The following is a 22,317-nucleotide window of genomic DNA, read 5'->3' as shown; positions in this document are numbered from 1 at the left end:
TAATTCCCCGCTTTTCAAAGCGGGGATATAAGCCACCGCCCCTGACGGGGGCGCAATTCGGCGCCGTAGGCGGCGCTTCCTCCACCTGTAGCCCGCTGTCATCTGCTCCCATATGCACATGGCCGGGGAACGTTCCACACGACACGCACACTTCAATCTGAACTACCATCTGGTGTTCACTCCGAAGTACCGCCGTCGTTCGTTCTTTGGCCCGTCCCGTGACCGCCTGATGGAGATATTCGCCGCCACCTGTGCGGAGCGGGACTGGCTCATCCGGGGTATGAAGGTCACGCCGGACCACAAGACGGCCCGCACACTCGTCAACCGTCACGACGCCATCTTCCACGAAGACCTGAACATCATCGGCCTCGCCCGCACCCGCACCGCTAAAGGCGTGCTGGATGCGGGTTAGGCCAGCTTTATCAACATCTTGTCCCTCAAAGCTGTGAACGCTGGAAGGACAGTTCTGGGGGTTGACCCCAACTATACGAGTCAGGATTGCAGCGAGTGCGGCCACAGGCAGAAGGTCAAAATCGGCCACGCCTACGTCTGCGCGAACTGCGGGCTTGCTATGCACAGAGATGTGAATGCCGCCCTGAACATCCTGAATCGGGGCCGGGATGCGGCCTTCAGCGAGGGTGTGAACGTTGCGCCTGTTGACCTGAGAAGCCCCGCGTTAAAACGCGGGGAGTCATCACGGGAAGTTGCGTGTTCTGAACAGCGGCGCGTGCTCTACCCTGGGTTCATGCGTTCCATTCCCGCCGGATTTTCCCAGGCCCTGACCGTCACGGTGACCGATGAGATGACCGTGAATTTCGGGGAACTCGGTGCGGTCCACCCGGTCTACGCGACGTACTGGATGGCCAAACACTTTGAGGAGGCCGGCCGCAAGATCATCCTGCCGTTTCTGGAAGACGGTGAGGGCGGCATCGGCGCGCAGGTCGAGGTGATTCACACCGGGCCGGCCCTGCCCGGTATGACCGTGACCGTGACCGCAACCTTTGAACGCCAGGAAGGGCGGCGCATCTTCGCGGGCATGCGTGCGGTCAATGAACTGGGCGACGAGATCGGCCACGGCAGCACCACCCAGGTCGCGCTGCCCCAGGCCCGCATCGACGCCAACTTCGAGGCGTTGCGGGCACGCTGGGCGGCCCGGACCGCGAACTAGCGTGCAGTCCGGCTATAGACAAGGACCGCGGTCCTATAACCACTTAGACGTCTAAGTTCCAGGTGGGGTGGTGCCCCTCCAGCCCGCTATGCTGGGCGGCATATGCCCAAGGCTCCCCCCGTTTCCCGGTACTACGACGTCAAACGCGATGAGCACGGCGGGCGCTACATCGACGTGCAGGTCACTGGCCTGGCGCTGCTGCAGAATCCGCTGCTGAACAAGACCACCGCCTTCACGCCTGCCGAGCGCCGAGACCTGGGCCTCGAAGGCCTGATCCCGCCGCACACGAGCACCTTTCAGGAGCAGAAGGACCGCACCTACCGCCGCTACCTGCGCTGCACCTCGGACCTGGAAAAGCACGAGTACCTGCGCGCCCTGCAGGACCGCAACGAGGTGCTGTTCTACGCCATCCTCGAAGACCACCTCGAGGAGATGCTGCCGATCATCTACACCCCCACGGTGGGCGAGGCGGTCAAGCTGTATTCCAGCAACTACCGCTACCCGCGCGGCTTCACCGTGAGCACCCAGGACATTGACCGGGTCGAGGAGATGTTGGAGAACGTCACCGTCAACGACGTGCGCATGATCGTGGCGACCGACTCCAGCGCGATTCTGGGCATCGGGGATCAGGGGTTTGGCGGCATGGCGATTTCCATCGGCAAGCTGTCTCTGTACACGGCGGCCGGCGGCGTCGGCCCCGACAAGACCCTGGCGGTCGAGCTGGACGTGGGAACCAACCGCCAGGACCTGATCGACGACCCGCTGTATCTGGGGGTGCACCACCAGCGCCTGACCGGGGCCGAGTACGACGAGTTCCTGGACGCCTTTGTGGAGGCGGTCGCCACGCGCTACCCGAAAGCGATCATCCAGTGGGAGGACTTCTCGCGCGGCACAGCCTTCCGGGTGCTGGAGCGCTACCGCAAGGTGGTGCCCAGCTTCAACGACGACATCCAAGGCACCGGGGCCATGGCCCTGGCCGGAGTGCTGAGCGCGGCGCGCCTCAAGGGTGAGCGGCTTTCGGAGCAGGTGTTCGTGATCGTGGGCGCGGGCGCGGCGGGAATCGGCGTGGCCATCGCCATCCGCCAGGGCCTGGAGGCCGACGGCCTGAGTTACGACGAGGCCAATGCCCGCGTGTTCGTCGTGGACCGCCACGGCCTGCTGATGACCGGACAGGACGATCTGGAACCGCAGCAGCAGAGCTTTGTGCGCCGCAAGGAAGACCTCGCCGGCTGGACCTACGCGGGGGACTATCCCACCCTGCATGAAGTGATCGTGGGAGCCCGCGCGACCGCCCTGCTGGGCTTTACCGGCGTGCCGGGCCTGTTCCGCCGGGAGAGCGTGGAGGCCATGCTGGAACACACGCCCCGGCCGATCATCTTTCCCCTGAGCAACCCGAGCAGCCACGTCGAGGCGCGTCCCGCCGACCTGATCGAGTGGACGCGCGGCGGAGCGATCATCGCCTCGGGCAGCCCGTTTCCCGATGTGGAGTACGGGGGCAAACTGTATCCGGTGGGGCAGGGCAACAACGCCTTTATCTTTCCGGGCCTGGGCTTCGGCGCGGTGGCCGCCCGCGCCCGCGAGATCACCGACAACATGGTCATGGCCTCGGCCCGGACCCTGGCCGAGTTCACGGAAAGCTACGGCGAGCGCGTCTATCCGCCCATTCAGGACCTGCGCGAGCTGAGCATCCGGGTGGCCGTGAACGTGGCGCGCCAGGCCATCACCGACGGGGTGTGTGCCGAACGCCGCATCCGCACCATGACCGATGAACAGCTTGAGGCGGTGATCCGCGCCCGCGCGTGGCTGCCGCAGTACCTGCCGCTGCGCCGGGCGGCGGGGGTAGAGGCGGGCTGAAGGTTGCCGGACCGGTGTCCGCATCACCGCGCGCCGCGCTGTCCCGCACTAGACTGAAAGGCGTGAAGAGGCGTGCGGTGGGTGGTGGGCGGTTGCTGGCTGGTGAATGGGTGCCTGTTGCCGCCCCGCCCGTGCGGGGGGAGGCCCTGTGAGCGCCATCTATCAGCGTGCCCGGCCCATCCGCTGGGATCAGGTGGTGGGGCAGGAACACGTCAAGGACGTGCTGCGGGCGGCGCTGGAAGCCGGGCGGGTGGGGCATGCCTACCTGTTCTCGGGGCCGCGCGGGGTGGGCAAGACGACCACTGCCCGCCTGATCGCCATGACCGCCAACTGCACCGGGCCGGCGCCCCGACCCTGCGGCGAGTGTGAGTCCTGCCTGAGCGTGCGGGCCGGCTCGCACCCCGACGTGCTGGAAATCGACGCGGCGAGCAACAACTCGGTGGACGACGTGCGCGATCTGCGCGAGAAGGTCGGGTTGGCGGCCATGCGCGGCGGCAAGAAGATCTACATCCTCGACGAGGCGCACATGATGAGCCGGGCGGCCTTCAACGCGCTGCTCAAGACGCTGGAGGAGCCACCGGGCCATGTGATCTTCATCCTGGCCACCACCGAGCCCGAAAAGATCATCCCGACCATCCTGTCGCGCTGCCAGCACTACCGTTTTCGCCGCCTGACGCCCGAGGAGATTGCCGGCAAGCTCGCGGGTCTGGCGGCGGTGGAGGGCATGACCGCCGACCCGGACGCCCTGAACCTGATCGGGCGGCTGGCCGACGGCGCGATGCGCGACGGCGAGAGCCTGCTCGAGCGCATGCTCGCGGCGGGTCAGGTGGTCACGCGGGCGGCGGTGGAGGAGGCGCTGGGGCTGCCCCCCGGTGAGCGGGTGCGCGGCATTGCGGCGGCGCTGGTGGCCGCCGACGCGGGGGCGGCGCTCTCGGGAGCTGGACAGCTGTACCGCGACGGTTTCGCGGCGCGCACGGTGGTGGAGGGGCTGGTCTCGGCGCTGGGCGCGGCGCTGCATGCCGAGCTGGGCCTGGGCGGCGACGGCCGGCTCGAGGGCGCGACCGTGCCCCGGCTGCTCAAGCTGCAGGCCGCGCTGGACGAGCAGGAGGCCCGCTTTGCCCGCTCTGCCGACGGCCAGAGCCTGGAACTGGCCCTGACCCACGCCCTGCTCGCCGCCGATGGTGGTGGGGGTGTTGAAGGAGCCGCCGTACCGGGCGGCGCGGCGGCGGTTCCGGCCGACCTGCTGCAGCGGCTGAACCGGCTGGAAAAGGAACTGGCAGGTCTGCGGGCCTCGGGCGGAGCGGCCGCGCCCGTGGCGGCCTTCGACCCGGCGGCGCGGCGGGGTCCGGCCCCAGCGCGTGAGGTGGTGGGCGAGGCGGTGGCGGCCACGAGGTCCGGCGCGGCGGCTGCCGGGGCCGCGTCCCAGGACGCCGCGCCGACGGGCACCTGGGCCGACGTGGTCCGCGCCGCGAGCATGCAGCTGCGCGCCTTTCTCAAACCCGCCCGCACCCACGCCGAGCCGGGCTATGTCAGCTTGACCTACGACGAGAAGAATGCCTTTCATGCCAGACAGGTGGTCGCCAAATTCGACGACGTTGCGGCGCTGGCGCTCAAGGTCTTTGGCCCCGTGACCTTTGAGCTGATCGCCCCGGAGGGCAGCCGCCGGACCAAGCTGGGCGGCGCGGGTGGGGGAGAGGGCATGGCTGCTCCTGCCGCGTCCCCTTCCCCGGCCCCGGCTCCAGCCGCACCCGCCGTCTCTGCCCCGGAGATCGCTCCCTTCGATCCTGCGGCGCGCCGCGCCAGCCGGGGGCCGGACTTCGCCCCGGTGGAGGCGGTCCCGGCCACAGCGCAGCCGGCGGCCGCGACCTCGGTCGCCACCCGGGAGGCTCCTCCACCCCGGCCCCAGACCCGTCCTGCTCCGCCGCCCGCTGTCCCGGCCCGCGCCCCCGAGACCCGTCTGGCCCGGCCCGCCAGCCCGGACGACGTGGCTCCCGCGCCGCTGCCCGACGCCGCTCCGCCCGGAGCCGCCCGCGAGCTGTACGTGGTGGAGGCCATCACCGAGGAACCCGACTGGGACGACATAGGCGGTCCCATCGACGACGCCGGCCCACCCACCCTGGACGACGCGCCGTATGCCAGCCTGGCGGTGGAGCGTCCCGCCCCGGTCCCACGCGCGGCGCCGGCCCCGACTGCCCAGGTCACCGCTCCACCAGTGCCCGCGGGCGCGGCCCCCTCACGTCCCGGGGACATCCGGGCCCATCCCATGTACGAGGAGATCAAGGGCCGATTCAATGGCCGGGTGCGCGAGATCGGCAAGAACCGCAATCCGGTGCCCGCCACGGCCGCGGAGGACGAGCCTGACGAGGACGCGGAGGCCTAACGCCCGGCCCGCCGGGGCATGCCGCCAGAAAGGCAGTAAACAAGAAAGGCCGCCCTTTTCCGGGCGGCCTGTGCTCGCTGGGGTCAGGTCCACGTACTTGGGGTGCCGGCCGAGCTCTTGTCGGCATCAACGCTGGTCAGCATGGCCATGAAGGGAGCGGTTTTGGTGGTGCCCGACACGTCGGGGGCCGCCATGCGGTTGCAGGATGCGAGCGCGAGTGAACCGAGAACGGCCAGCAGCAGCGGTCTCTTCATAACTTTAGCTCCCTGAACTGATGGTGCCCCGGCACGCCAACACGCACCGGGGCCGGGTTTGGGCGAAGGCGCGGGCGGAACCGTTGCTGGGGGCGGAAGGCACCGGGAGGGACGGCGGCGGCGTGCCTTCATCCCCCGGGGTGCGGGGTGCGCTAGCCTGCTGGACAAGACCATGACGCTTCCTCCCCTGCGCCGCGCGGCACTGCTGACCTTCCTGCTCACCCTCGGGACTGGCCTGGGCGGCTGGAGCCCAGCGCAGGACACGGCCGCGCCCGAAGTGCCGCCCGCGGCTCCCGCTTCTGCCAGCCCAAGCCCGGCGCCCGCGCCGGAGGTGCCCCCCCTCCCGGTGCTGGAGCCGGTGCTGCCTCCCCCCACGTCTCCCGGTCCGCTGCCCGCCGCACCCCTCCCTGGAGCCGTGACCACTCCGCCGCCGGCCGGGTCCCTGCCCGAGAAGCCGGCCCCCGACCTGCCGAAACCGTTGTCACCCAGGCCGGTGGTGGGCAGTGCGGTCCGTGGCCTGTGGGTGGACGCCTTCGGGCCAGGCCTCAAGACGCGGGCGCAGGTGCAGGCGATGGTGGAGGACGCGGCGCGTATGGGCGTCAACACCCTGTTCGTGCAGGCGATCCGGCGGGCCGACTGCCTGTGCCGCAAGTCCAGCGTTCCGGTGGTCACCGACGCCGATCTGGAAAAGGATCTGGACCCGCTGGGGCTCGTCGTGCGGCTGGCCCATGCGCGGGGCATGCGTGTGATCGCCTGGGTGAGTGTCACGGGCATCGCCAACGTGCTGGCCCCGAACACCAACCCGGCGCACATCTCGCGCACGCACGGGCCGACCTCCGGCGCGGCGTCGTGGATGGCCCGCCGCCCGGACGGCAGCTGGCAGGAGGGAGGCCGTGACGGCTGGCTGGATCTGGCGATTCCCGAGGCCGCCGAGTACGTGACCCAGGCGATCGTCAGTCTGGTCAGGAATTACGCCGTGGACGGTGTGCAGCTTGACCGCATCCGCTACCCCGACGGCGACGTGTGGGGCTATGACCCCAAGGTGCTTGCCCGCTACCGCGCCGAGACGGGCCGCGCCGGGACGCCGGGGGTCAACGACCCGCTGTGGGCCGAATGGAAGCGCCAGCAGGTGACCAATGTGGTGCGCCGCGTGACGCTGGAGGTCAAGACCCTGCGCCCCGACGCGTGGATCACGGCGGCGACCATCACCTATCAGGCCCCGCCGCAGCCCGGCGATCTGGCGGCCTTCCGGCGCACCCGCACCTACAGCGACGTGCTGCAGGACTGGCCCGGCTGGATGCGCGACGGCCTGATTGACCTGAACGTGCTGATGAACTACAAGCGGGACGTGGTGGGCGAGCAGGGCGAGTGGTTCGATGGCTGGAACCGCTTTGCCCGCAGCGTGCTCGCCCGCCCGGACGGCGCGAGCGCGGGTGTGGCCGCAGGAACGGCCATGTACCTCAATGGCGCTCCCGTGACGGCGGCCCAGGCGGCGCGCAGCGTGGGGGCGGGTCTGGGCTGGGTGGGGTACTCGTACCGCACGCCCACGGCGGACGTGTACGGCCAGCGCGAGACCACCGCGCAGGGCCTCACGGCGGTTCAAAAGCTGCTGACCGCGCCGGGGGCCGTGCTCGCCACGCCCATTCCCTGGAAGGAGAAGCCGCCCACGACCCGTGGCCTGCTTGGCCGCATCACCGGCACGCCGGTACCCGGCTTCCGGATGGTCGAGGCGCTTCAGAACGGGGTGGTGGTCGCCCAGACCCGCACCGACGGCAGCGGCTACTACGGATTCGCCGCGCTGCCGACCGGCCTGACCGAGGTGCGCGTGAGCGGTCAGCGCTGGGTCGACCGGGTGCCCGAACGCGGCGTGGTGCGCCTGCCTGACCTGTCGGTGCGGGACCTGCGGCCGGTCACGGCGCTGCCGGCTTCCCTGGCCGAGCCTGCGGCCGCGCCGTCCCAGCCCTGAGGGCTGCTTGCCCCGTAAGGGCAGGTAAACTCGCCCCATGACCTCTCGTGAACCCACCGCGACCGGACCACAGCAGCCGGGCGTGACTCCGCTGGAATTTCGCCAGACCTTGGGCCGTTTTGCCAGCGGCGTGACCGTCATCACCGCGAGCGACGGCGAGACCCGCCGGGGCATGACCGCCAGCGCCTTCGTATCGGTCAGCCTGACCCCGCCCCTGATTCTGGTCAGCGTGGACCACCGCGCCTCCATGTACGCCCTGCTGGGCGAGGAGCGCGTCACGCACTTCGGAGTCAACGTCCTGAGCGCCGCGCAGCGTCACCTCAGTGACCACTTCGCCGGCCGCCCCGGCCCCGAGGAGTCGGTGCCGTGGTTCACGCACGAGGGGTTGCCGCTGATCGGCGGCAGCGTGGCGCAGCTGGTATGCCGCAAACATGAGGTCATTCCCGCCGGGGACCACACGCTGTTTCTGGGCTACGTGGAATACAGCCGCTACACCGATGACGATCCGCTGTTGTACTTCCGGGGGCAGTATCACGAACTGGGCTGAGCCGGCCCGGGGTGCGGCTGGGAACCGCTCCTGGCGCACGCAGCGCGGCACTCCTCCCGCATCTAAAGGGCTGCTTACAGACTGCATGAAAGCGGTCAGGCGGGCTGCTCTAGACTCAGGGTCATGATTCGCCTCGCCATCCTCGCGGACCTGCACGCCAATCTGGCGGCCACGCTCGCGGTACATGCGGATGCGGAGCGGCGCGGCCTGAACGAACTGTGGGTGCTGGGCGACCTGGTGGGCAAGGGCCCGCGCCCGCGGGAGGTGCTGGAGTGGACCCAGGCGCACGCCAGCCGCGTGATCCAGGGCAACTGGGACGCCCGCGTCGCCGGAGCCAGCCACCGGCCTCAGGACCTGTGGCCGCGCAGCAAGCTCACGCCGGGGGACCTGAGCTACCTAGAAGCCCTGCCCTACGGCATCGAGGAACAGTTCAGCGGCGCGTGGTGGCGTTTTGTCCACGCGAGCAGCCGCGGCCTGTTTCACCGCCTGTATCCGCACAGCAGCCTCTCGGACCAGATCGACGCCTTTGCGCCCAGTCCGCAGTTCGGCCTGACCCAGTACGCGGACGCCCTGGTATATGCGGACATGCACGAGGCCCTGTTGCTGGACGTGGAGGGCCGTCCGCTGATCAACTGCGGTTCGGTGGGCAACCCGCTGGACAGCACCCTGCCGTGTTACCTGATCCTGGAATTTGATTCGGACGGTCCCGGCTACAGCGCCACATATGTCCGGTTGACCTACAACCGCGACGAGGAGATCAGCGCCGCCGAGGCCAGCGGCATGCCCTTCACCCGGGAGTACGTGACCGAACTGCTCACCGGAGCCTTTCAGAAACGGCGGGCACGCACCGGCGAATAGGTCCGCACACTGCGTAGGCTGGATGCCCGGGGAGACGACGAAAAACCGCTCGCCGCACCTCCCCGGACGCCGGACGCCTACGCCTGCGGGCTGGCGAGCAGGGCTCCCAGTTTCTCGGTGTCGGCGGCAAACGAGCGGATGCCCTCGTTGAGCTTCTCGCCCGCCATCGCGTCCTCGGCCAGGCTGTAGCGGTACTGCGCCTCGGTGATGGCGTCTTCCTTCTCGCTGCCCATCTCGGCGTTCAATTTCACTGTCAGCGGGCCGGTATCGGCGGCAAGTTCGCCCAGCAGCTGCGGGCTGACGGTCAGGCGGTCACAGCCGGCCAGGGCTTCCACCTGCGCGGCGCTGCGGAAGCTGGCTCCCATGATCACGGTGGGGTAGCCGTGTGCCTTGAAGTGCGCGTAGATCTCCCGCACCGAGTTCAGGCCGGGGTCTTCCTCGACCGAGTACGTCTGGGTGCCGGTGCTCTTCTTGTACCAGTCGGTGATGCGGCCCACGAAGGGCGAGATCAGGTAGGCGCCGGCCTGGGCGCAGGCAATCGCCTGGGTCAGCCCGAAGATCAGCGTCAGGTTGCAGCGAATGCCCTCTTTCTCCAGCACCTCGGCGGCCCGGATGCCTTCCCAGGTGGCGGCCAGCTTGATCAGGATGCGCTCGCGGCCCACGCCGTTTTGCTCGTACAGCGCGATCAGGTGCCGGGCACGCTGCAGCATGGCGTCCCGGTCAAAGGACAGCCGGGCGTCCACCTCGGTGGACACGTCGCCGGGCACAATGCGCGTCAGCTCGGTGCCGATGCGGACGGTCAGACGGTCAATCACGTCGTCGACGCTCTGGCCGTCGCGCAGCCAGCCGCGCGCCTCGGAGAGCAGGCCAGCGTAGGCGGGCAGCTGCGCGGCCTTGAGGATCAGGGACGGATTGGTGGTGCAGTCGCGCGGCTGGTACTCGCGGATGGCCTCGATGTCGCCGGTGTCGGCCACGACCACCGAGACGGCCTTGAGCTGCTGCAACTTGTTCGTGCCGACGGCGGTCTGGTCGGTCAGGGTCTGGGCTGAATTCATGGCAAACCTCCTGGGAAAGAGCGGTGCGGGATGCGGACGTCAGGCCAGTGCGCCGCCGGATGGGGCGGGCCACGTTCCCCAGCATGCCGGAGTGCGGCGCTTCCCGGCAAGCGCCGTCTCCACCGAACGTTCATGCGGGCAGGCCCCGCCTCAGCCCGCCGCGCGGCCGTGCGCCGCGGCGAGGGCGGCCGCCGGCGGAGCGGTGCTGCCACGCACGATCAGGCGGCTGGGGAACATGCGGTGCTCGGACACCGGCTGACCTTCCAGGTGCGCGAGCATCAGGGCCGTGGTGGCCCGCGCCATCTCCTCGACCGGCTGGTCCATGACCGTGATGGGCGGCTCAACCAGGGCTGTCCACGGGTAATCGTCGAAGGTGAGCAAAGACAGGTCGCCCGGGATCTGCAGGCCGCGCTCCCGGATTGCGCGGTAGGCCCCGATGGCCTGGGTGCCGGCCAGGGCGATCAGGGCGGTGGGCGGCTGCGGCAGGCCCAGCAGTTCGTGGGTCAGGGAGTAGGCGGTGTCCTCGGTGAGCAGGGTGACGCGCTGGTATTCGGGGTAAACGCGCAGACCGCAGGCATTCATGGCTTCCGGAAAAGTGCGGCTGCGTTCCTCGGGGTGAATGACCGGGTGGTAGGTTCCCAGCGCCGCGATGCGCCGGTGCCCCAGGCCGTGCAGGTATTCGACGGCGCTGTACATCGCGCGCGGGTTGTCCAGGGTGACGCTGGAGTAGGGGCTGTGGGGAGGCGCGTAATCGTACTCGACGATGCCCACACCGCGTCCGGTCAGGCGCGTCAGATAATCCCGGCTCTCGGCGCCGTAGCCGGGCCGCAGCATGATGCCCGCAACCCGCAGTCCGTACAGCCGCCGCAACTCCTCGAGCTCACGCGCGGCGCTGTACTCATTCTCGCTGATGATCAGGGTATAGCCACTGTCGGCCAGCACGCGCGTGGCGGTGCGGGCGAACTGCGCAAAGAACGGCTCCAGGATGCTGCCCACGATCAGGCCAATGATGCTGCTCTGGCCCGCGCGCAGTCCGCCTGCCCGCAGGTCCGGTTCGTAGTGCAGCTGCTCGATGGCCTGCTGCACCCGCGCGAGCGTGGCGGGCGTGAGCTTTTCGGGCTCACGCAGGGCCCGTTTGGCGGTGGTGGGGGCGACGCCCGCAAGCCGGGCGACGTCTTCGATGGTGGACACGAGACCAGTGTAGTACAGATGGATCTGGAGGCCGCTGTCCGGCGGGAGGGCACAACCCGCGCGGCAGAAAATACCGCTCCTGGCCACGAGATCATGGAGATGGGCATGCGGCGCTCGCGGCAGTCCCTAGACAAAACCAGGGGAGTGTGGTTCACTGATGGTCACGAGACCATTTGTACGCATAGAAACCGTTCAGCAGTGAACAGCCGGGTGGAGCGGCCACCTGGCTCGCCCTGACCCCCGTCCTGGGGGCAGGGTGATCGCCGCCGCGCCGTTTTCGCCGGGTGACCTGCTGGCCACCCCGCCCCTTCCCGGAGGTTCTCATGAAACGACTGTTGCTGCTCAGCCTCGCCCTGACCGCCACGGCCCAGGCGGCCACCACCATCACGATCGCCACCGTGAACAACCCGGACATGGTGACCATGCAGAAGCTGACGCCGGAGTTCACCAAGAAGTACCCGGACATCAACGTGAAATGGGTGGTGCTGCCCGAAAACGAGCTGCGCCAGAAGGTCACGCTGGACGTCGCGAGCAACGCGGGCGGCTTCGACGTCGCCACGGTGGGGGCATACGAGGTGCCGATCTGGGCCAAGAACGGCTGGCTCGATCCGCTGACCCCGATGTTCGCCAAGAACCCCGAGATTGCCAAGAGTTACAACGTCGACGACATTATCCCCGGGGTCCGCAAGGCGCTGACGGTCAACGGCAACCTGTACGCCGTACCGTTCTATGCCGAGAGCAGCATGACCTTCTACAACAAGGATCTGTTCAAGGCTGCCGGTCTGACCATGCCGCAGAGCCCCACCTGGAGCCAGATCCAGAACTTTGCGGCCAAGATCCATAACCCGTCCAAGGGCGTTTACGGCATCTGCCTGCGCGGGCTGCCCGGCTGGGGCGAGAACGCCGCCGTGTTCAGCACCGTGGTGAACACCTTCGGTGGGCGCTGGTACGACAACAACTGGCAAGCGCAGCTCAACTCGCCGGCGTGGAAGAACGCCATGACCTTCTACGTCGACACCATCCGGAAGTACGGCCCTCCCGGCGCCACCGGCAACGGCTTTACCGAGAACCTGACCCTGATGAGCCAGGGCAAGTGCGGCATGTGGGTGGACGCCACCGTGGCCGCCGGTTTCCTGAGCGATCCGAGCAGCTCCAAGATCACCAAATCGGTGGGCTTCGCCAACGCGCCGGTCGGCCCCGGCACCCCCAAGGGCAACCACTGGTACTGGAGCTGGAACCTGGCGATTCCCAAGAGCACCAAGAAGGAGGACGCCGCCTTCAAGTTCATCACCTGGGCCACCAGCCAGGACTACATCGCGCTGGTCGCCAAGGAAAAGGGCACCTGGGCCTCGGTTCCCCCCGGCACCCGCACCAGCACCTACAACAACCCCAACTACAAGAAGGCCGCCGGAGCGTTCAGCGGTCTGGTCCTGAGCGCCATCAACAGCGCCGACGTGACCAACGCCACCAAGGACCCCGTTCCCTACACGGGCATCCAGTACGTCGCCATTCCGCAGTTCCAAGCGCTGGGCACCCAGGTGGGCCAGTTCCTGGCCGGGGCCATCAGCGGTCAGACCACCGTGGATCAGGCCCTCAAGCAGGCGCAGAACGCCGCCCAGAAGGTCGCCAAGGACGGCGGCTACCAGAAGTAACCTCCGGCGTTTCTGGCCACAGACGGGGAGGAGGCCGGGCAACGTTGCCGGACTCCTCCCCATCTTTTCCTGGACGGGCTTTTCCTGGACAGGACGGCTGACCGCGAGGGGCCGCGCTGACCCCCATCCACCGCCCGGGCGCCATTGCCGCCACCCACCGCCGCGACAAGGGGACCTCCATGACCACCGTTGCCCACCCCACCACGACGACCGCCAGCCCGCCCGCACCCAAACGCGGCCTGCGCCTGACTCCCGCCGCGCTGATCTGGCCGGCCATGCTGTACCTGATCCTGACCACCCAGGTGCCGTTCTTCATGACGGTGTACTACTCGTTCTTCCGCTACAACCTGGTCATCCCGGACGAGCGGCCCTTTATCGGCTTCGGCAACTACGCCTCGCTGCTGACCAACCCGCAGAACCTGCAGGTTGTGCTGAACACTGTGATCCTGGCGGGCGGCACCCTGATTCTGACCCTGCTGATCGGCGGCGCGATGGCGATGCTGCTCAACCGCAACTTTCCGGGCCGGACGCTGCTGAGAACCCTGATGATCAGCTCGTTTCTGGTGATGCCCATCGTCACGGCGGTGGTCTGGAAGAACATGCTGCTCAACCCGGTGTTCGGCTTCTTCTCGTGGGTGGTGGCCTCGCTGGGCGGGCAGCCGGTGGACTGGCTGGCGCAGTATCCGATGGCCAGCGTCATCGCCATGATCACCTGGGAATGGACGCCCTTTGCCATGCTGATTCTGCTGACCGGCCTGCAGAGCCTGCCCGACGATCAGCTGGAAGCCGCCCGCCTGGACGGAGCCAGCCCGCTGCAGGAGTTCCGGCACATCGTGATGCCGCACTGGACCCAGGCGATCCAGGTGGTGGTGCTGATGGAGACCATCGCGCTGCTGCAGGTCTACGGCGAGATCTACGGCTCGACGTCCGGGGGGCCGGGCCTGGCCACCACCAATTTGCCGTACTTCATCTACCAGAAGGCCTTCGCCGAGTACAACATCGGCCTGGCGAGCGCGGCAGGGGTGATCACGGTCATTCTGACCAACATCCTGGCGATCTACCTGCTGCGGATGATCAACCGCACCAACATCACCAACAAGGGAGGCTGACATGACCACCGCACCCGCCAGACCGGCCATCAACCACGCCGCCCGCACCCGGGGCCGCAACGCTGTGCTGACCGTCATCACCTACCTCATCGCCATCGCCTTCCTGTTTCCGCTGGTGTGGATGTTCCTGGCCGCCTTCAAGACCGAGGCCGAGGCCTTTGCCAGCCCGCCCGTCTTCGTCTTCACGCCGATTCTGGAAAACTTCCAGAACGCGCTGCCCAGCTACTTTCCGGCCCTGAAGAACAGTCTGGTGGCGGCCATCGGCAGCACCGTGCTCGCCTTCGTGCTGGGGTTGCCGGCCGCCTTTGCGCTGGCGGTCTATCCCACCACCCGGGCACAGGGCACGCTGACGTGGATGCTGTCCACCAAGATGATGCCGGCGGTGGGTGTGATCGTGCCGCTGTTCTTGCTGTTCCGCAATCTGCAGCTGCTCGATACCCTGCCCGGACTGATCCTGATGTACACCACCATGAACCTGCCGCTGGTCGTGTGGATGATGCACTCGTACATGACCGAGATTCCGTTCGCCATCTACGAGGCCGCCAAGGTGGACGGCGCGTCGGTGGCGCAGGAGTTCTTCCGGATCGCGCTGCCGCTGTCCACGCCGGGCATGGCCGCCACCGCGCTGCTCGCGGTGATCTTCGCGTGGAACGAGGTCTTCTTCGCCGTCAACCTGACGAGTTCGGACGCCGCGCCGCTGAGCGTCTTTATCAGCTCGTACAAGACCAGCATGGGTCTGTTCTGGGCGCAGATGAGCGCCGCCGCCGCGCTGACCGTGCTGCCGGTACTGATCTTCGGATGGGTGGCCCAGCGTCAGCTGGTGCGCGGCCTGAGCTTCGGGGCCGTCAAGTAGGGCGGGGCGCGGTATGACTGATCCCCTGTCCGGCCCGCCCGTCCTGCGGGCCACCACCGCCGACCTCGCGGCGCGGGTTCAGGCGCTGGCCATGCCGGGTGGGCGCACGGTTCTGGGCCTCACGGGAGCGCCCGGCGCCGGCAAATCGACCCTGTGTACGGCACTGGCCGGGGCACTGGGCACGCAGGCAGCGGTGGTCGGTATGGACGGATTTCACCTCGCAAACGCCGAACTGGAACGGCTGGGCCGCCGGGACCGCAAGGGGGCCCCCGACACCTTCGACGCAGGCGGCTACGCGGCGCTGCTCGCGCGGCTGCGCGCGGGCGGCGAGGACACGGTTTACGCCCCGGCCTTTGACCGCACGCTGGAAGAGTCCATCGGCAGCGCGGTGCCGGTGCCCGCCGGGACCCCGCTGATCCTCACCGAGGGCAATTACCTGCTGCTGGAGGACCCCCCGTGGCCCGAGGTGCGCCGCCAGCTGGACACGGTGTGGTTTCTGGAGGTGCCGGACGAGGTGCGGGTGCCCCGGCTGATTTCGCGCCACGTGGCGTTCGGCAAGACTTCCGCACAGGCCGAGGCCTGGGCCGCGCAGGTGGACGGGCGCAACGCCGCGCGGATTCAGGCCTCGCGCTCCCGGGCCGACCTGATTGTGCAGTGGACCGGCTGAGCGTGAGCTCCCGTGCCGCCCCGTCCCACCACCTCGCCCCACCGCCCCACCATTTTCAGGAGACTCCCCATGGTTAAACTCACGTCCTCGGCCCTGAACCACCTTGGCCCGACCGTGGCCGTTCCGGCCTACGACCCCGCCACCCTGACTGCGGGCATCGTTCACTTCGGGGTGGGGGGCTTTCACCGCTCGCACGAGGCGATGTACCTCGACCGGCTGCTGAACTCCGGCCAGGGGCAGGAGTGGGCCGTCTGCGGCGTGGGGGTGCTGCCCTCCGACGCCCACATGCGCGACGTGCTGGCGGCGCAGGACCAGCTGTATACGCTGGTGACCCGCTCGCCGGACGGCCACAGCGAGGTCCGGGTGATCGGGGCCATCGTGGACTTTCTGCTCGCGCCGGACGATCCGGAGGCGGTGCTGGCCAGACTCGCCGATCCCGCCACCCGCATCGTCTCGCTCACCGTCACCGAGGGCGGCTACAGCATCAACAACGCGACCGGCGAGTTCGATGCCTCGGGCGCGGACATCCGGCACGACCTGACGGCGGGGGCCACGCCGCGCACCGTCTTCGGCTTCATCACCGAGGGGCTGCGCCGCAGGCGTGACCGGGGCCTGCCGCCTTTCACCGTGATGTCCTGCGACAACATCCAGGGCAACGGACACGTCACGCAGCGGATGCTCACGGCCTTTGCGCGCCTGAAGGACCCGGAACTGGGTGACTGGATCGAGCGGCATGTCGCCTTTCCGAACTCGATGGTGGACCGCATCACGCCGGCGACCACCGACCGTGACCGTGAGGAACTGGCCGCGCAATTCGGCATCGAGGATGCGTGGCCGGTGGTTGCCGAGAGCTTCACGCAGTGGGTGTTAGAAGACCACTTCAGCATGGGGCGGCCCGCGCTGGAAACCGTGGGCGTGCAGGTGGTGGCCGACGTCGAACCGTACGAGCTGATGAAGCTGCGGCTGCTCAATGCCTCGCACCAGGCCCTGGGGTTTCTGGGCCTGCTGGCCGGGTATACCCATGTCCACGAGGCGTGCGCCCACCCGCTGTTCGTGGAGTTCCTGCTGGGCTACATGGCCCGCGAGGCGACGCCGACGCTGCGGCCCGTGCCCGGCATGGACCTGGAGGCCTACCGGCACGAGCTGATTGACCGCTTTGCCAGCACCGCCATTCAGGACACCCTGTCCCGCCTGATCTTCGACGGCTCCGAGCGGATTCCCAAATTCCTGCTGCCGGTGGTGCGCGAACAGCTGGAGCGCGGCGGTGAGATCGAGCGGGCGGCGCTGGTGGTCGCGGCCTGGAGCGTGTACATCGGGGGAGTGACCGAGGGCCTTTTCCCGCCCCTGCAGGACCAACGGGCGGCCCAGCTGACGGACGCGGTGGCCCGGGAAGCGCAGCAGCCGGGCGCGTTTCTGGAATTGACCGGGGTCTTCGGCGACCTGGGCCAGCACGAACGTTTTCGGTCTGCCTATCTGGAAGCGCGCGCCAGCCTGCGCGGGCATGGAGCCCTGGGCGCGCTGCAGGCGGTGCTGGACCGGCCGGTGGCCCCTCCCGGAGCCGCAGCGCGCTCCGGCTCCCTGCCGTAGGTGGCCCGCCAGTTTTCCCGCGCGGCGGTGCTGTTTGCCCCGACCTTCCCTCAGAAAAAGGTGTTGCCATGACCTCCACGGAATCTGTCTCGACCACCCCCGCCGCCCCCGAACCCCGGACCTCACGGACCAGCGTGCTGCACGGCACCCATGATCTGCGCTGGGAGACGCGCACGGTGGCTGCCCCCGGCCCGCGCGAGGTGCGGGTGCGGGTGCGTCGCATCGGCGTGTGCGGCAGCGACGTGCATTACTACACCCACGGTCGCATCGGATCATTCGTGGTGGAGGCGCCGCTGGTGCTGGGCCACGAGGTGATGGGCGTGGTCGAGGCGGTGGGCGAGGGCGTGACCCGCGTCGGGGTGGGGGACCGGGTGGCGCTGGAGCCGGGCGTGCCGTGCCGGCGGTGCGTGTACTGCAAACGCGGCGAGTACAACCTGTGTCCCGGCATGACCTTCATGGCGACGCCGCCGGTCGACGGAGCGCTGGGCGAGTACGTGCTGTGGCCCGACGACTTCGTTTTCCCGCTGCCCGATACCCTCAGCGACGACGCGGGCGCGCTGCTCGAACCGCTGGCGGTGGGGGTGTGGGCGGCGCGCAGGGGCGAGGTGGGGCCGGGTGACCGGGTGGCGGTGTTCGGCGCCGGGCCGATCGGCTGCACCACCATCCAGGCGGCGCGCGCGGCGGGAGCGACCACCATCATCGCCGTCGATCTGGAGGACTTCCGGCTGGACCTGGCCCGCCGGGTGGGGGCCACCCACACCATCAATGCCCGCACGGCCGACGTGCTGGCCGTGATCCACGAGCTGACCCGCGGTGACCTGCCGCTTTCCCATGCCGGAGTGGACGTGGCCTTCGAGACCGCCGGCAGCCTGCCCACCACCCGGCTGACCCTGGCCGCGCCGCGCCCCGGGGGCCGGGCGGTGCTCGTGGGTCTGCCGCCCGATCCGGAAGTCAGCCTGGACATCGTGTCGGCGGCCAGCCGCGAGGCGACCCTGCGGGGGGTCTTCCGTTACGCCAACTGCTACCCCGCCGCCATCGCGCTCGTCCAGAGCGGCGCGGTGGATCTGGACGCCCTGGTCACCCACCGCTACGCCTTTGGGGACACCCCCGAGGCCTTCGCCTTCGCGGACCGCGAGAAGAGGGCGAGCATGAAGGTCATGATCGAGGTCGGCTGACGCGCACTGGGCCGGGGAATATGGAACACCGGGATCAGGCGGGCACAACGGCAGGGTGTGCTCTGAACACAAAAGGAAGCCGCGCAACTCAGGCGCGGCTTCCCCGGATGGTCTGGCACCCTGCGGCTACGCCCGCAGCTCTCCGCGTTCGCGCATCGCGGCGGCGAGCTTGGCGGGTTCCAGCAGGCTGGCGTCCGGCCCGTAGCGGCGCTTGACCGCGTTCTGCACAAACCAGATGGCGGCGAACACGCCCACCAGACTGATCACCAGCCCCGGCACGCGCATGATGGCGTTCACGGCGGCAATCTGGGCATTGAAGTCGTCGGTGCCGAATTTGGCGGTCACGCGGGCGTAGTTGACCACGCTGTTGACCACCCCGCCGATCAGGTCCACCACCGCGAAGACCACCGTGCCCAGCACCAGCCCACGGTGAACGCCAGGGTCGCGCATGGCCTGCTGGGTGGCGGCGCGGTCCTCGGGCTTCTCACCGATGCTGGCAGCGTCCAGAAACACCCGGAACAGGGGCACGCTGGTCGCCGCGCTGATCAGAAACAGGATGCCGGTGAGGTACGAGCGCGCGCTGTCCTTGATGGCGTACCAGAAGCCGTCCACGTACCAGAAGGCGAGCGCTCCTGAGAAGATCGCGCCCGCTCCGCCGATCAGGGCCACCGGGCTGACGTTGCGGTTGACCCCCAGGTCCCACAGCACGTACACGACCGGAATCAGCGCGGCGAGCAGGTAGGCCCGCACGTTGCCGCCGGTGCCGCCGCCAAACACGGTGTCCGAGATGCTGATGCCGCTGCCCAGGATGTTGGGGCTGAGAATCAGGATGGGAATCAGCAGGGTGAACACCAGATCCCACACGGTCTTGGGCACGCGGGTGCGGGCCTTCTGGGGTGGATTGGACTGGGGCGGGGTTGCGGAAGAGGCCGGGTCGCTCATACGGGCCGCATTCTGTCATTCCTGGGTGAGGGAGACCGGCACTGCCCGCACGAAGCGTCCACGTCCGGTCAGGTCGGCGTGGACGGTGGTGTTCCAGCCCTGAGGGCGCAGCTCGGCGGCGAAGGCGGGGGCATTGCGCGGGTCGAGTTCCAGCCACAGCACGCCGCCCGGACCCAGGCGGCTGCGGGCCTGCGGGGCCAGGCGGCGGGCCAGGGCCAGCCCGTCCGGGCCGGAATACAGCGCCAGGTCGGGGTCATACCGCACTTCCGGATCGGCCCCGGCGCGGTCGGTGTCGGGCAGGTACGGCGGATTGCTGACGATCAGGTCAAACGGGCCGGTCACGCCGGTCAGCAGGTCCGTCTGGACGAAGGTGACGTTCAGGGCGTTCAGAGCACTGTTCTCGCGGGCAAGGTCCAGTGCCGCCGCGCTGAGGTCGGTGGCGGTAACGTGCGCGCCGGGCCGGGCCGCCTGCACGCCCAGGGCCAGCGCGCCGGTGCCGGTGCCCACATCGGCCACCCGTGGGACGGCGTGCGCGGGGAGGTTCTGCAGGGCCAGGTGCAGCAGCCACTCGGTCTCGGGCCGGGGAATCAGTGCCCGCCCGTCCACCCGCAGCTGCACGCCGCCCCACTCCAGCGGGCCAAGCAGGTACTGCAGCGGCACGCGGTCCTCACGCCGCCGCAGCAGGGCCTCCAGCCGCGCGGCGTCGTCGGGGTCGACCGGATCCGCGCCGCGCAGCAGCAACGCGGTGGGGGAGAGGTTCAGCGCCCCCAGCACCAGCGCCCGGGCGTCGGCCTCGGGCGAGGGCACGCCCGCCCCACGCAGGCGGTGAACGGCGCTCAGGAGGTGGTCGCGCAGGGTGGGCATGCCGGGCAGGTGGAAAAAGCCCTCAGCTGTGGCGCGGCCGGATAATCAGGCGCCGGGCCGCGCCCTCGCCCACGGACTCGCTCATGACGTCGGGGTGTTCCTTGAGGGCGATGTGGATGACGCGCCGCTCGGCGGCGGGCATGGGCTGCAGCTCGTGGGGCTCGCCGCTCTTGGCCACCCCGATGGCGAGGCGCTCGGCAAGCTTGGTCAGGGTGTCGGCCTGCCGCCGGCGGAAGCCGCCCACATCCACGCGCACGCGCAGGTCGCCGCGGCCTTCCTGCTTGGCAAGCACGGTGTACGCGATCACCTCGATGGCTCCCAGGGTGCGGCCGTCGCGTCCGGCGAGCCGGGCGGCGTTTTCCCCGCTGATCTCGGCCTCCAGGGCCTCCTCCGTTTCACGGACGGTCACGCTCAGTTCGGGGTCAATGCGGGCGATCAGGCCGCGCAGGAAGCGTTCCAGGACGGCCTTGGGGGACTCGTTTGCGGCGTCCGGCAGGGGCGCGGCGGTGGTGTCCGGCGCGGGCGGCAGCGGCGCACTCTCCTCCGCGTCGCTGATGCCCAGCCCCGCGAGGTAGTCGTCAAGGTTCGTCCGGTTGTCCATACGCTGCAGTCTACCGCGCCGCTCTCACCCGTTTCCCACAGGGCGGGGGTTACCCGCCTTGCCGGGTCCGGCCATACACCAGTCGCCGCACCAGCCACTCCAGAGGTCCGGTTCCAAAACGGCGCAGCCACCACGCGCTGAGCGGCAGCTGGGCCAGTGCCAGGACCAGCGCCAGCCCCACCGCCGCCGCCGCTCCCCAGCGCCCGAACTGCGCTCCGGCATAGGGATAGAACACGGCGGTCATGACCACGCTCTGCGCGAGGTAATTGCTCATGGCGACCCGCCCGCTCGCCGCGAAGGCCTCCAGCGGTCCCAGCCGCTCCCGCACCGTCAGCAGGCCGATAATGCCCACATATCCCAGCGCACTGGCCAGTCCTCCTCCCATGCGCACCGGAACCGACAGCACGCCGCTGGCGTAATCGCCGCGCGTGTTCATCCACGCGAGCAGGCCCCCCAGCGGCAGCCCGATCACGAGGCCCCAGACCGAGAGCCCGCGCAGCAGGCGCAGATGTTCGTGCGGACGCAGCAGCACCCCGGCCTGCCGCGCCGCCGCGCCCAAGCAGAACAGGGCCAGCAGCCACGCGCCGTTGTACAGGGCGCCGCCGATCAGGTTGCCCAGGAAGTCGACCGCTCGCTCGGTCACCACGGCTCCGTAGGTCTCCCCGCTGTCCAGTGGGGGCAGGCCAGAAAAACGGGCCGCCTCCATCCCGCGCTCCAGCGCGGCCAGACCTTCGAGCACGCCCAGCCCCAGCCACCATACGCCCAGCCCCCCGGCCAGCCACAGCAGGCCGCGCACGTTCAGGCGCAGGGTGAACAGCAGGGCAAAGGCCACCACGGCGTACAGCGAGATGATGTCGCCGTGCCACACCAGCACGTAATGCAGCGTGCCCACCGCCAGCAGCACCAGGTGGCGGCGCAGGAACACGCCCGCTCCCTGCCGCGCGAGCAGGCCCGACGCTCCCCAGCCGAACAGCATGGCAAAGATGCTGATAAAGCGCCCGTTGGCGAAGACATCGGTAAGTACCTGAACAGCGCGGTCGGCCCCGGTCTGGGTCCATTCACGGAACCCTGCGAAGTCCTGTGCATTCACGAGCAGAATGCCCAGCAGCGCCACGCCCCGCAGGACGTCCGGCAACGGCGCCCGCCGACGCACCGGACCGCGCGGCGAGGCGGGTGGCCCGGCCTGTTCGGGTGGAACGGCGTCCGGCGGCAGGGAAGACGGGGCGGTCATCCTTCCAGGCTAACGTGCGCGGAGGCCCAGGTTCCGGAACGTCTTTTTCTTCCCCTGTGCGGGGGGCCCGGCCCGGAGGTCCCGGCTTGAGTCGGGGTTTAGAGAACGGCAGCTTTACCCGCGCTTAAGGCAGTTTTTTCTAGGATGACGCGGTACATCCGTGAGGCCATGTTCGCCGTGTTCTTCTGCTGTGTTCCCGCGCCCAACTTTCCCGGAGGTTGTTCCATGACCCAGCCCGCCGCTTCGACCCTGACCCGCATGTTGCAGACCCATCCGCAGATGGGCCGCTCCCCGTTTTCCATGGAAGCCCTGACCGAGTGCCTCGCGGCCTGCTTTGAGTGTGCCCAGGCGTGTACCTCGTGT

Annotated in this window: 19 protein-coding genes and 2 pseudogenes; 14 read left to right on the top strand and 7 right to left on the bottom strand. The window is 69.0% G+C overall.

What is annotated here, in order from left to right; translation table 11 throughout:
* Positions 1–112: 112 nt before the first annotated feature.
* The 5 genes and pseudogenes from IEY21_RS17185 to dnaX all read left to right on the top strand — a co-directional run.
* Positions 113–301: pseudogene (locus IEY21_RS17185) on the top strand (transposase); the annotation flags it as partial.
* A gap of 120 nt (positions 302–421) precedes the next feature.
* Positions 422–592, top strand: a pseudogene (locus IEY21_RS17120) (zinc ribbon domain-containing protein); the annotation flags it as partial.
* A gap of 153 nt (positions 593–745) precedes the next feature.
* A complete protein-coding gene (locus IEY21_RS10205) occupies positions 746–1,168 on the top strand; it encodes a thioesterase family protein (protein WP_188904151.1) in 423 nt (140 codons plus the stop codon).
* 102 nt (positions 1,169–1,270) lie between these two features.
* Entirely contained in the window at positions 1,271–3,022 is a 1,752-nt protein-coding gene (locus tag IEY21_RS10200) for an NAD-dependent malic enzyme (RefSeq protein ID WP_188904064.1), read from the top strand.
* A 148-nt stretch (positions 3,023–3,170) separates the two neighbouring features.
* The gene (gene dnaX / locus IEY21_RS10195; RefSeq protein ID WP_188904062.1) at positions 3,171–5,402 is read left to right on the top strand and encodes a DNA polymerase III subunit gamma/tau; all 2,232 of its coding nucleotides are present in this window, start codon (positions 3,171–3,173) and stop codon (positions 5,400–5,402) included.
* Positions 5,403–5,485: 83 nt separating this feature from the next.
* Here the strand turns inward: dnaX and IEY21_RS10190 are convergent, their stop codons facing one another.
* Positions 5,486–5,656 (bottom strand): hypothetical protein, encoded by a 171-nt coding sequence (locus tag IEY21_RS10190; protein WP_188904061.1) that lies wholly within the window; start codon positions 5,654–5,656, stop codon positions 5,486–5,488.
* Between the two features lie 172 nt (positions 5,657–5,828).
* Here IEY21_RS10190 and IEY21_RS10185 point away from each other — a divergent pair, with 172 nt between their 5' ends.
* The 3 genes from IEY21_RS10185 (at position 5,829) to IEY21_RS10175 (ending at position 9,027) form a co-directional block, all read left to right on the top strand.
* Positions 5,829–7,622, top strand: coding sequence for a glycoside hydrolase family 10-like protein (locus IEY21_RS10185; RefSeq protein ID WP_188904059.1), 1,794 nt, complete (start codon positions 5,829–5,831; stop codon positions 7,620–7,622).
* A 37-nt stretch (positions 7,623–7,659) separates the two neighbouring features.
* Positions 7,660–8,169: a flavin reductase family protein gene (locus tag IEY21_RS10180; protein ID WP_188904057.1), complete on the top strand. Its 510-nt coding sequence runs from the start codon at positions 7,660–7,662 to the stop codon at positions 8,167–8,169.
* 123 nt (positions 8,170–8,292) lie between these two features.
* Complete coding sequence (locus tag IEY21_RS10175; protein WP_188904055.1) at positions 8,293–9,027, top strand: metallophosphoesterase family protein; 735 nt, start codon at positions 8,293–8,295, stop codon at positions 9,025–9,027.
* Positions 9,028–9,104: 77 nt separating this feature from the next.
* Here IEY21_RS10175 and tal read toward each other — a convergent pair whose 3' ends face one another.
* Together tal and IEY21_RS10165 are read right to left on the bottom strand one after the other, a co-directional pair.
* Positions 9,105–10,082, bottom strand: coding sequence for a transaldolase (gene tal, locus IEY21_RS10170; protein ID WP_188904053.1), 978 nt, complete (start codon positions 10,080–10,082; stop codon positions 9,105–9,107).
* A gap of 150 nt (positions 10,083–10,232) precedes the next feature.
* On the bottom strand, positions 10,233–11,273 hold the full coding sequence (locus tag IEY21_RS10165; RefSeq protein ID WP_188904051.1) for a LacI family DNA-binding transcriptional regulator: 1,041 nt from the start codon (positions 11,271–11,273) through the stop codon (positions 10,233–10,235).
* A 323-nt stretch (positions 11,274–11,596) separates the two neighbouring features.
* Here IEY21_RS10165 and IEY21_RS10160 point away from each other — a divergent pair, with 323 nt between their 5' ends.
* From IEY21_RS10160 to IEY21_RS10135, 6 genes are all read left to right on the top strand, one after another.
* Positions 11,597–12,925 (top strand): ABC transporter substrate-binding protein, encoded by a 1,329-nt coding sequence (locus IEY21_RS10160; RefSeq protein WP_188904048.1) that lies wholly within the window; start codon positions 11,597–11,599, stop codon positions 12,923–12,925.
* A gap of 179 nt (positions 12,926–13,104) precedes the next feature.
* Entirely contained in the window at positions 13,105–14,034 is a 930-nt protein-coding gene (locus IEY21_RS10155) for a carbohydrate ABC transporter permease (protein ID WP_188904045.1), read from the top strand.
* A gap of 1 nt (position 14,035) precedes the next feature.
* Complete coding sequence (locus tag IEY21_RS10150) at positions 14,036–14,887, top strand: carbohydrate ABC transporter permease (protein WP_188904043.1); 852 nt, start codon at positions 14,036–14,038, stop codon at positions 14,885–14,887.
* Between the two features lie 13 nt (positions 14,888–14,900).
* Complete coding sequence (locus tag IEY21_RS10145) at positions 14,901–15,554, top strand: nucleoside/nucleotide kinase family protein (protein ID WP_188904041.1); 654 nt, start codon at positions 14,901–14,903, stop codon at positions 15,552–15,554.
* 69 nt (positions 15,555–15,623) lie between these two features.
* A complete protein-coding gene (locus tag IEY21_RS10140) occupies positions 15,624–17,141 on the top strand; it encodes a mannitol dehydrogenase family protein (RefSeq protein WP_188904039.1) in 1,518 nt (505 codons plus the stop codon).
* A gap of 68 nt (positions 17,142–17,209) precedes the next feature.
* On the top strand, positions 17,210–18,316 hold the full coding sequence (locus tag IEY21_RS10135) for an NAD(P)-dependent alcohol dehydrogenase (RefSeq protein ID WP_188904037.1): 1,107 nt from the start codon (positions 17,210–17,212) through the stop codon (positions 18,314–18,316).
* A gap of 126 nt (positions 18,317–18,442) precedes the next feature.
* Here IEY21_RS10135 and IEY21_RS10130 read toward each other — a convergent pair whose 3' ends face one another.
* From IEY21_RS10130 to IEY21_RS10115, 4 genes are read right to left on the bottom strand one after another with little or no spacing between them, the layout of a single operon-like run.
* Positions 18,443–19,258 (bottom strand): VC0807 family protein, encoded by an 816-nt coding sequence (locus tag IEY21_RS10130; RefSeq protein WP_188904035.1) that lies wholly within the window; start codon positions 19,256–19,258, stop codon positions 18,443–18,445.
* A gap of 15 nt (positions 19,259–19,273) precedes the next feature.
* Positions 19,274–20,122, bottom strand: coding sequence for a peptide chain release factor N(5)-glutamine methyltransferase (prmC, locus tag IEY21_RS10125; RefSeq protein WP_188904033.1), 849 nt, complete (start codon positions 20,120–20,122; stop codon positions 19,274–19,276).
* A 22-nt stretch (positions 20,123–20,144) separates the two neighbouring features.
* Complete coding sequence (locus IEY21_RS10120; RefSeq protein WP_188904031.1) at positions 20,145–20,723, bottom strand: Jag family protein; 579 nt, start codon at positions 20,721–20,723, stop codon at positions 20,145–20,147.
* 49 nt (positions 20,724–20,772) lie between these two features.
* Complete coding sequence (locus IEY21_RS10115) at positions 20,773–21,954, bottom strand: DUF418 domain-containing protein (protein WP_188904029.1); 1,182 nt, start codon at positions 21,952–21,954, stop codon at positions 20,773–20,775.
* Between the last annotated feature and the right edge of the window lie 363 nt (positions 21,955–22,317).

Source organism: Deinococcus aerophilus (assembly GCF_014647075.1).
Taxonomy (GTDB): Bacteria; Deinococcota; Deinococci; order Deinococcales; family Deinococcaceae; genus Deinococcus; species Deinococcus aerophilus.
Note: the sequence above shows the minus strand (reverse complement) of the source record. Positions and strands in the feature narration are given on the sequence as shown.

Excerpts from the sequence above, each read along its gene's own strand:
- IEY21_RS10205 (WP_188904151.1), top strand. The coding sequence starts at position 746 with ATGCGTTCCATTCCCGCCGGATTTTCCCAGGCCCTGACCGTCACGGTG.
- prmC (WP_188904033.1), bottom strand. The coding sequence starts at position 20,122 with ATGCCCACCCTGCGCGACCACCTCCTGAGCGCCGTTCACCGCCTGCGT.
- IEY21_RS10190 (WP_188904061.1), bottom strand. The coding sequence starts at position 5,656 with ATGAAGAGACCGCTGCTGCTGGCCGTTCTCGGTTCACTCGCGCTCGCA.
- IEY21_RS10120 (WP_188904031.1), bottom strand. The coding sequence starts at position 20,723 with ATGGACAACCGGACGAACCTTGACGACTACCTCGCGGGGCTGGGCATC.
- IEY21_RS10135 (WP_188904037.1), top strand. The coding sequence starts at position 17,210 with ATGACCTCCACGGAATCTGTCTCGACCACCCCCGCCGCCCCCGAACCC.
- IEY21_RS10115 (WP_188904029.1), bottom strand. The coding sequence starts at position 21,954 with ATGACCGCCCCGTCTTCCCTGCCGCCGGACGCCGTTCCACCCGAACAG.
- IEY21_RS10200 (WP_188904064.1), top strand. The coding sequence starts at position 1,271 with ATGCCCAAGGCTCCCCCCGTTTCCCGGTACTACGACGTCAAACGCGAT.
- IEY21_RS10185 (WP_188904059.1), top strand. The coding sequence starts at position 5,829 with ATGACGCTTCCTCCCCTGCGCCGCGCGGCACTGCTGACCTTCCTGCTC.
- IEY21_RS10150 (WP_188904043.1), top strand. The coding sequence starts at position 14,036 with ATGACCACCGCACCCGCCAGACCGGCCATCAACCACGCCGCCCGCACC.
- IEY21_RS10145 (WP_188904041.1), top strand. The coding sequence starts at position 14,901 with ATGACTGATCCCCTGTCCGGCCCGCCCGTCCTGCGGGCCACCACCGCC.
- IEY21_RS10130 (WP_188904035.1), bottom strand. The coding sequence starts at position 19,258 with ATGAGCGACCCGGCCTCTTCCGCAACCCCGCCCCAGTCCAATCCACCC.
- IEY21_RS10155 (WP_188904045.1), top strand. The coding sequence starts at position 13,105 with ATGACCACCGTTGCCCACCCCACCACGACGACCGCCAGCCCGCCCGCA.
- IEY21_RS10140 (WP_188904039.1), top strand. The coding sequence starts at position 15,624 with ATGGTTAAACTCACGTCCTCGGCCCTGAACCACCTTGGCCCGACCGTG.
- IEY21_RS10180 (WP_188904057.1), top strand. The coding sequence starts at position 7,660 with ATGACCTCTCGTGAACCCACCGCGACCGGACCACAGCAGCCGGGCGTG.
- IEY21_RS10160 (WP_188904048.1), top strand. The coding sequence starts at position 11,597 with ATGAAACGACTGTTGCTGCTCAGCCTCGCCCTGACCGCCACGGCCCAG.
- IEY21_RS10175 (WP_188904055.1), top strand. The coding sequence starts at position 8,293 with ATGATTCGCCTCGCCATCCTCGCGGACCTGCACGCCAATCTGGCGGCC.
- tal (WP_188904053.1), bottom strand. The coding sequence starts at position 10,082 with ATGAATTCAGCCCAGACCCTGACCGACCAGACCGCCGTCGGCACGAAC.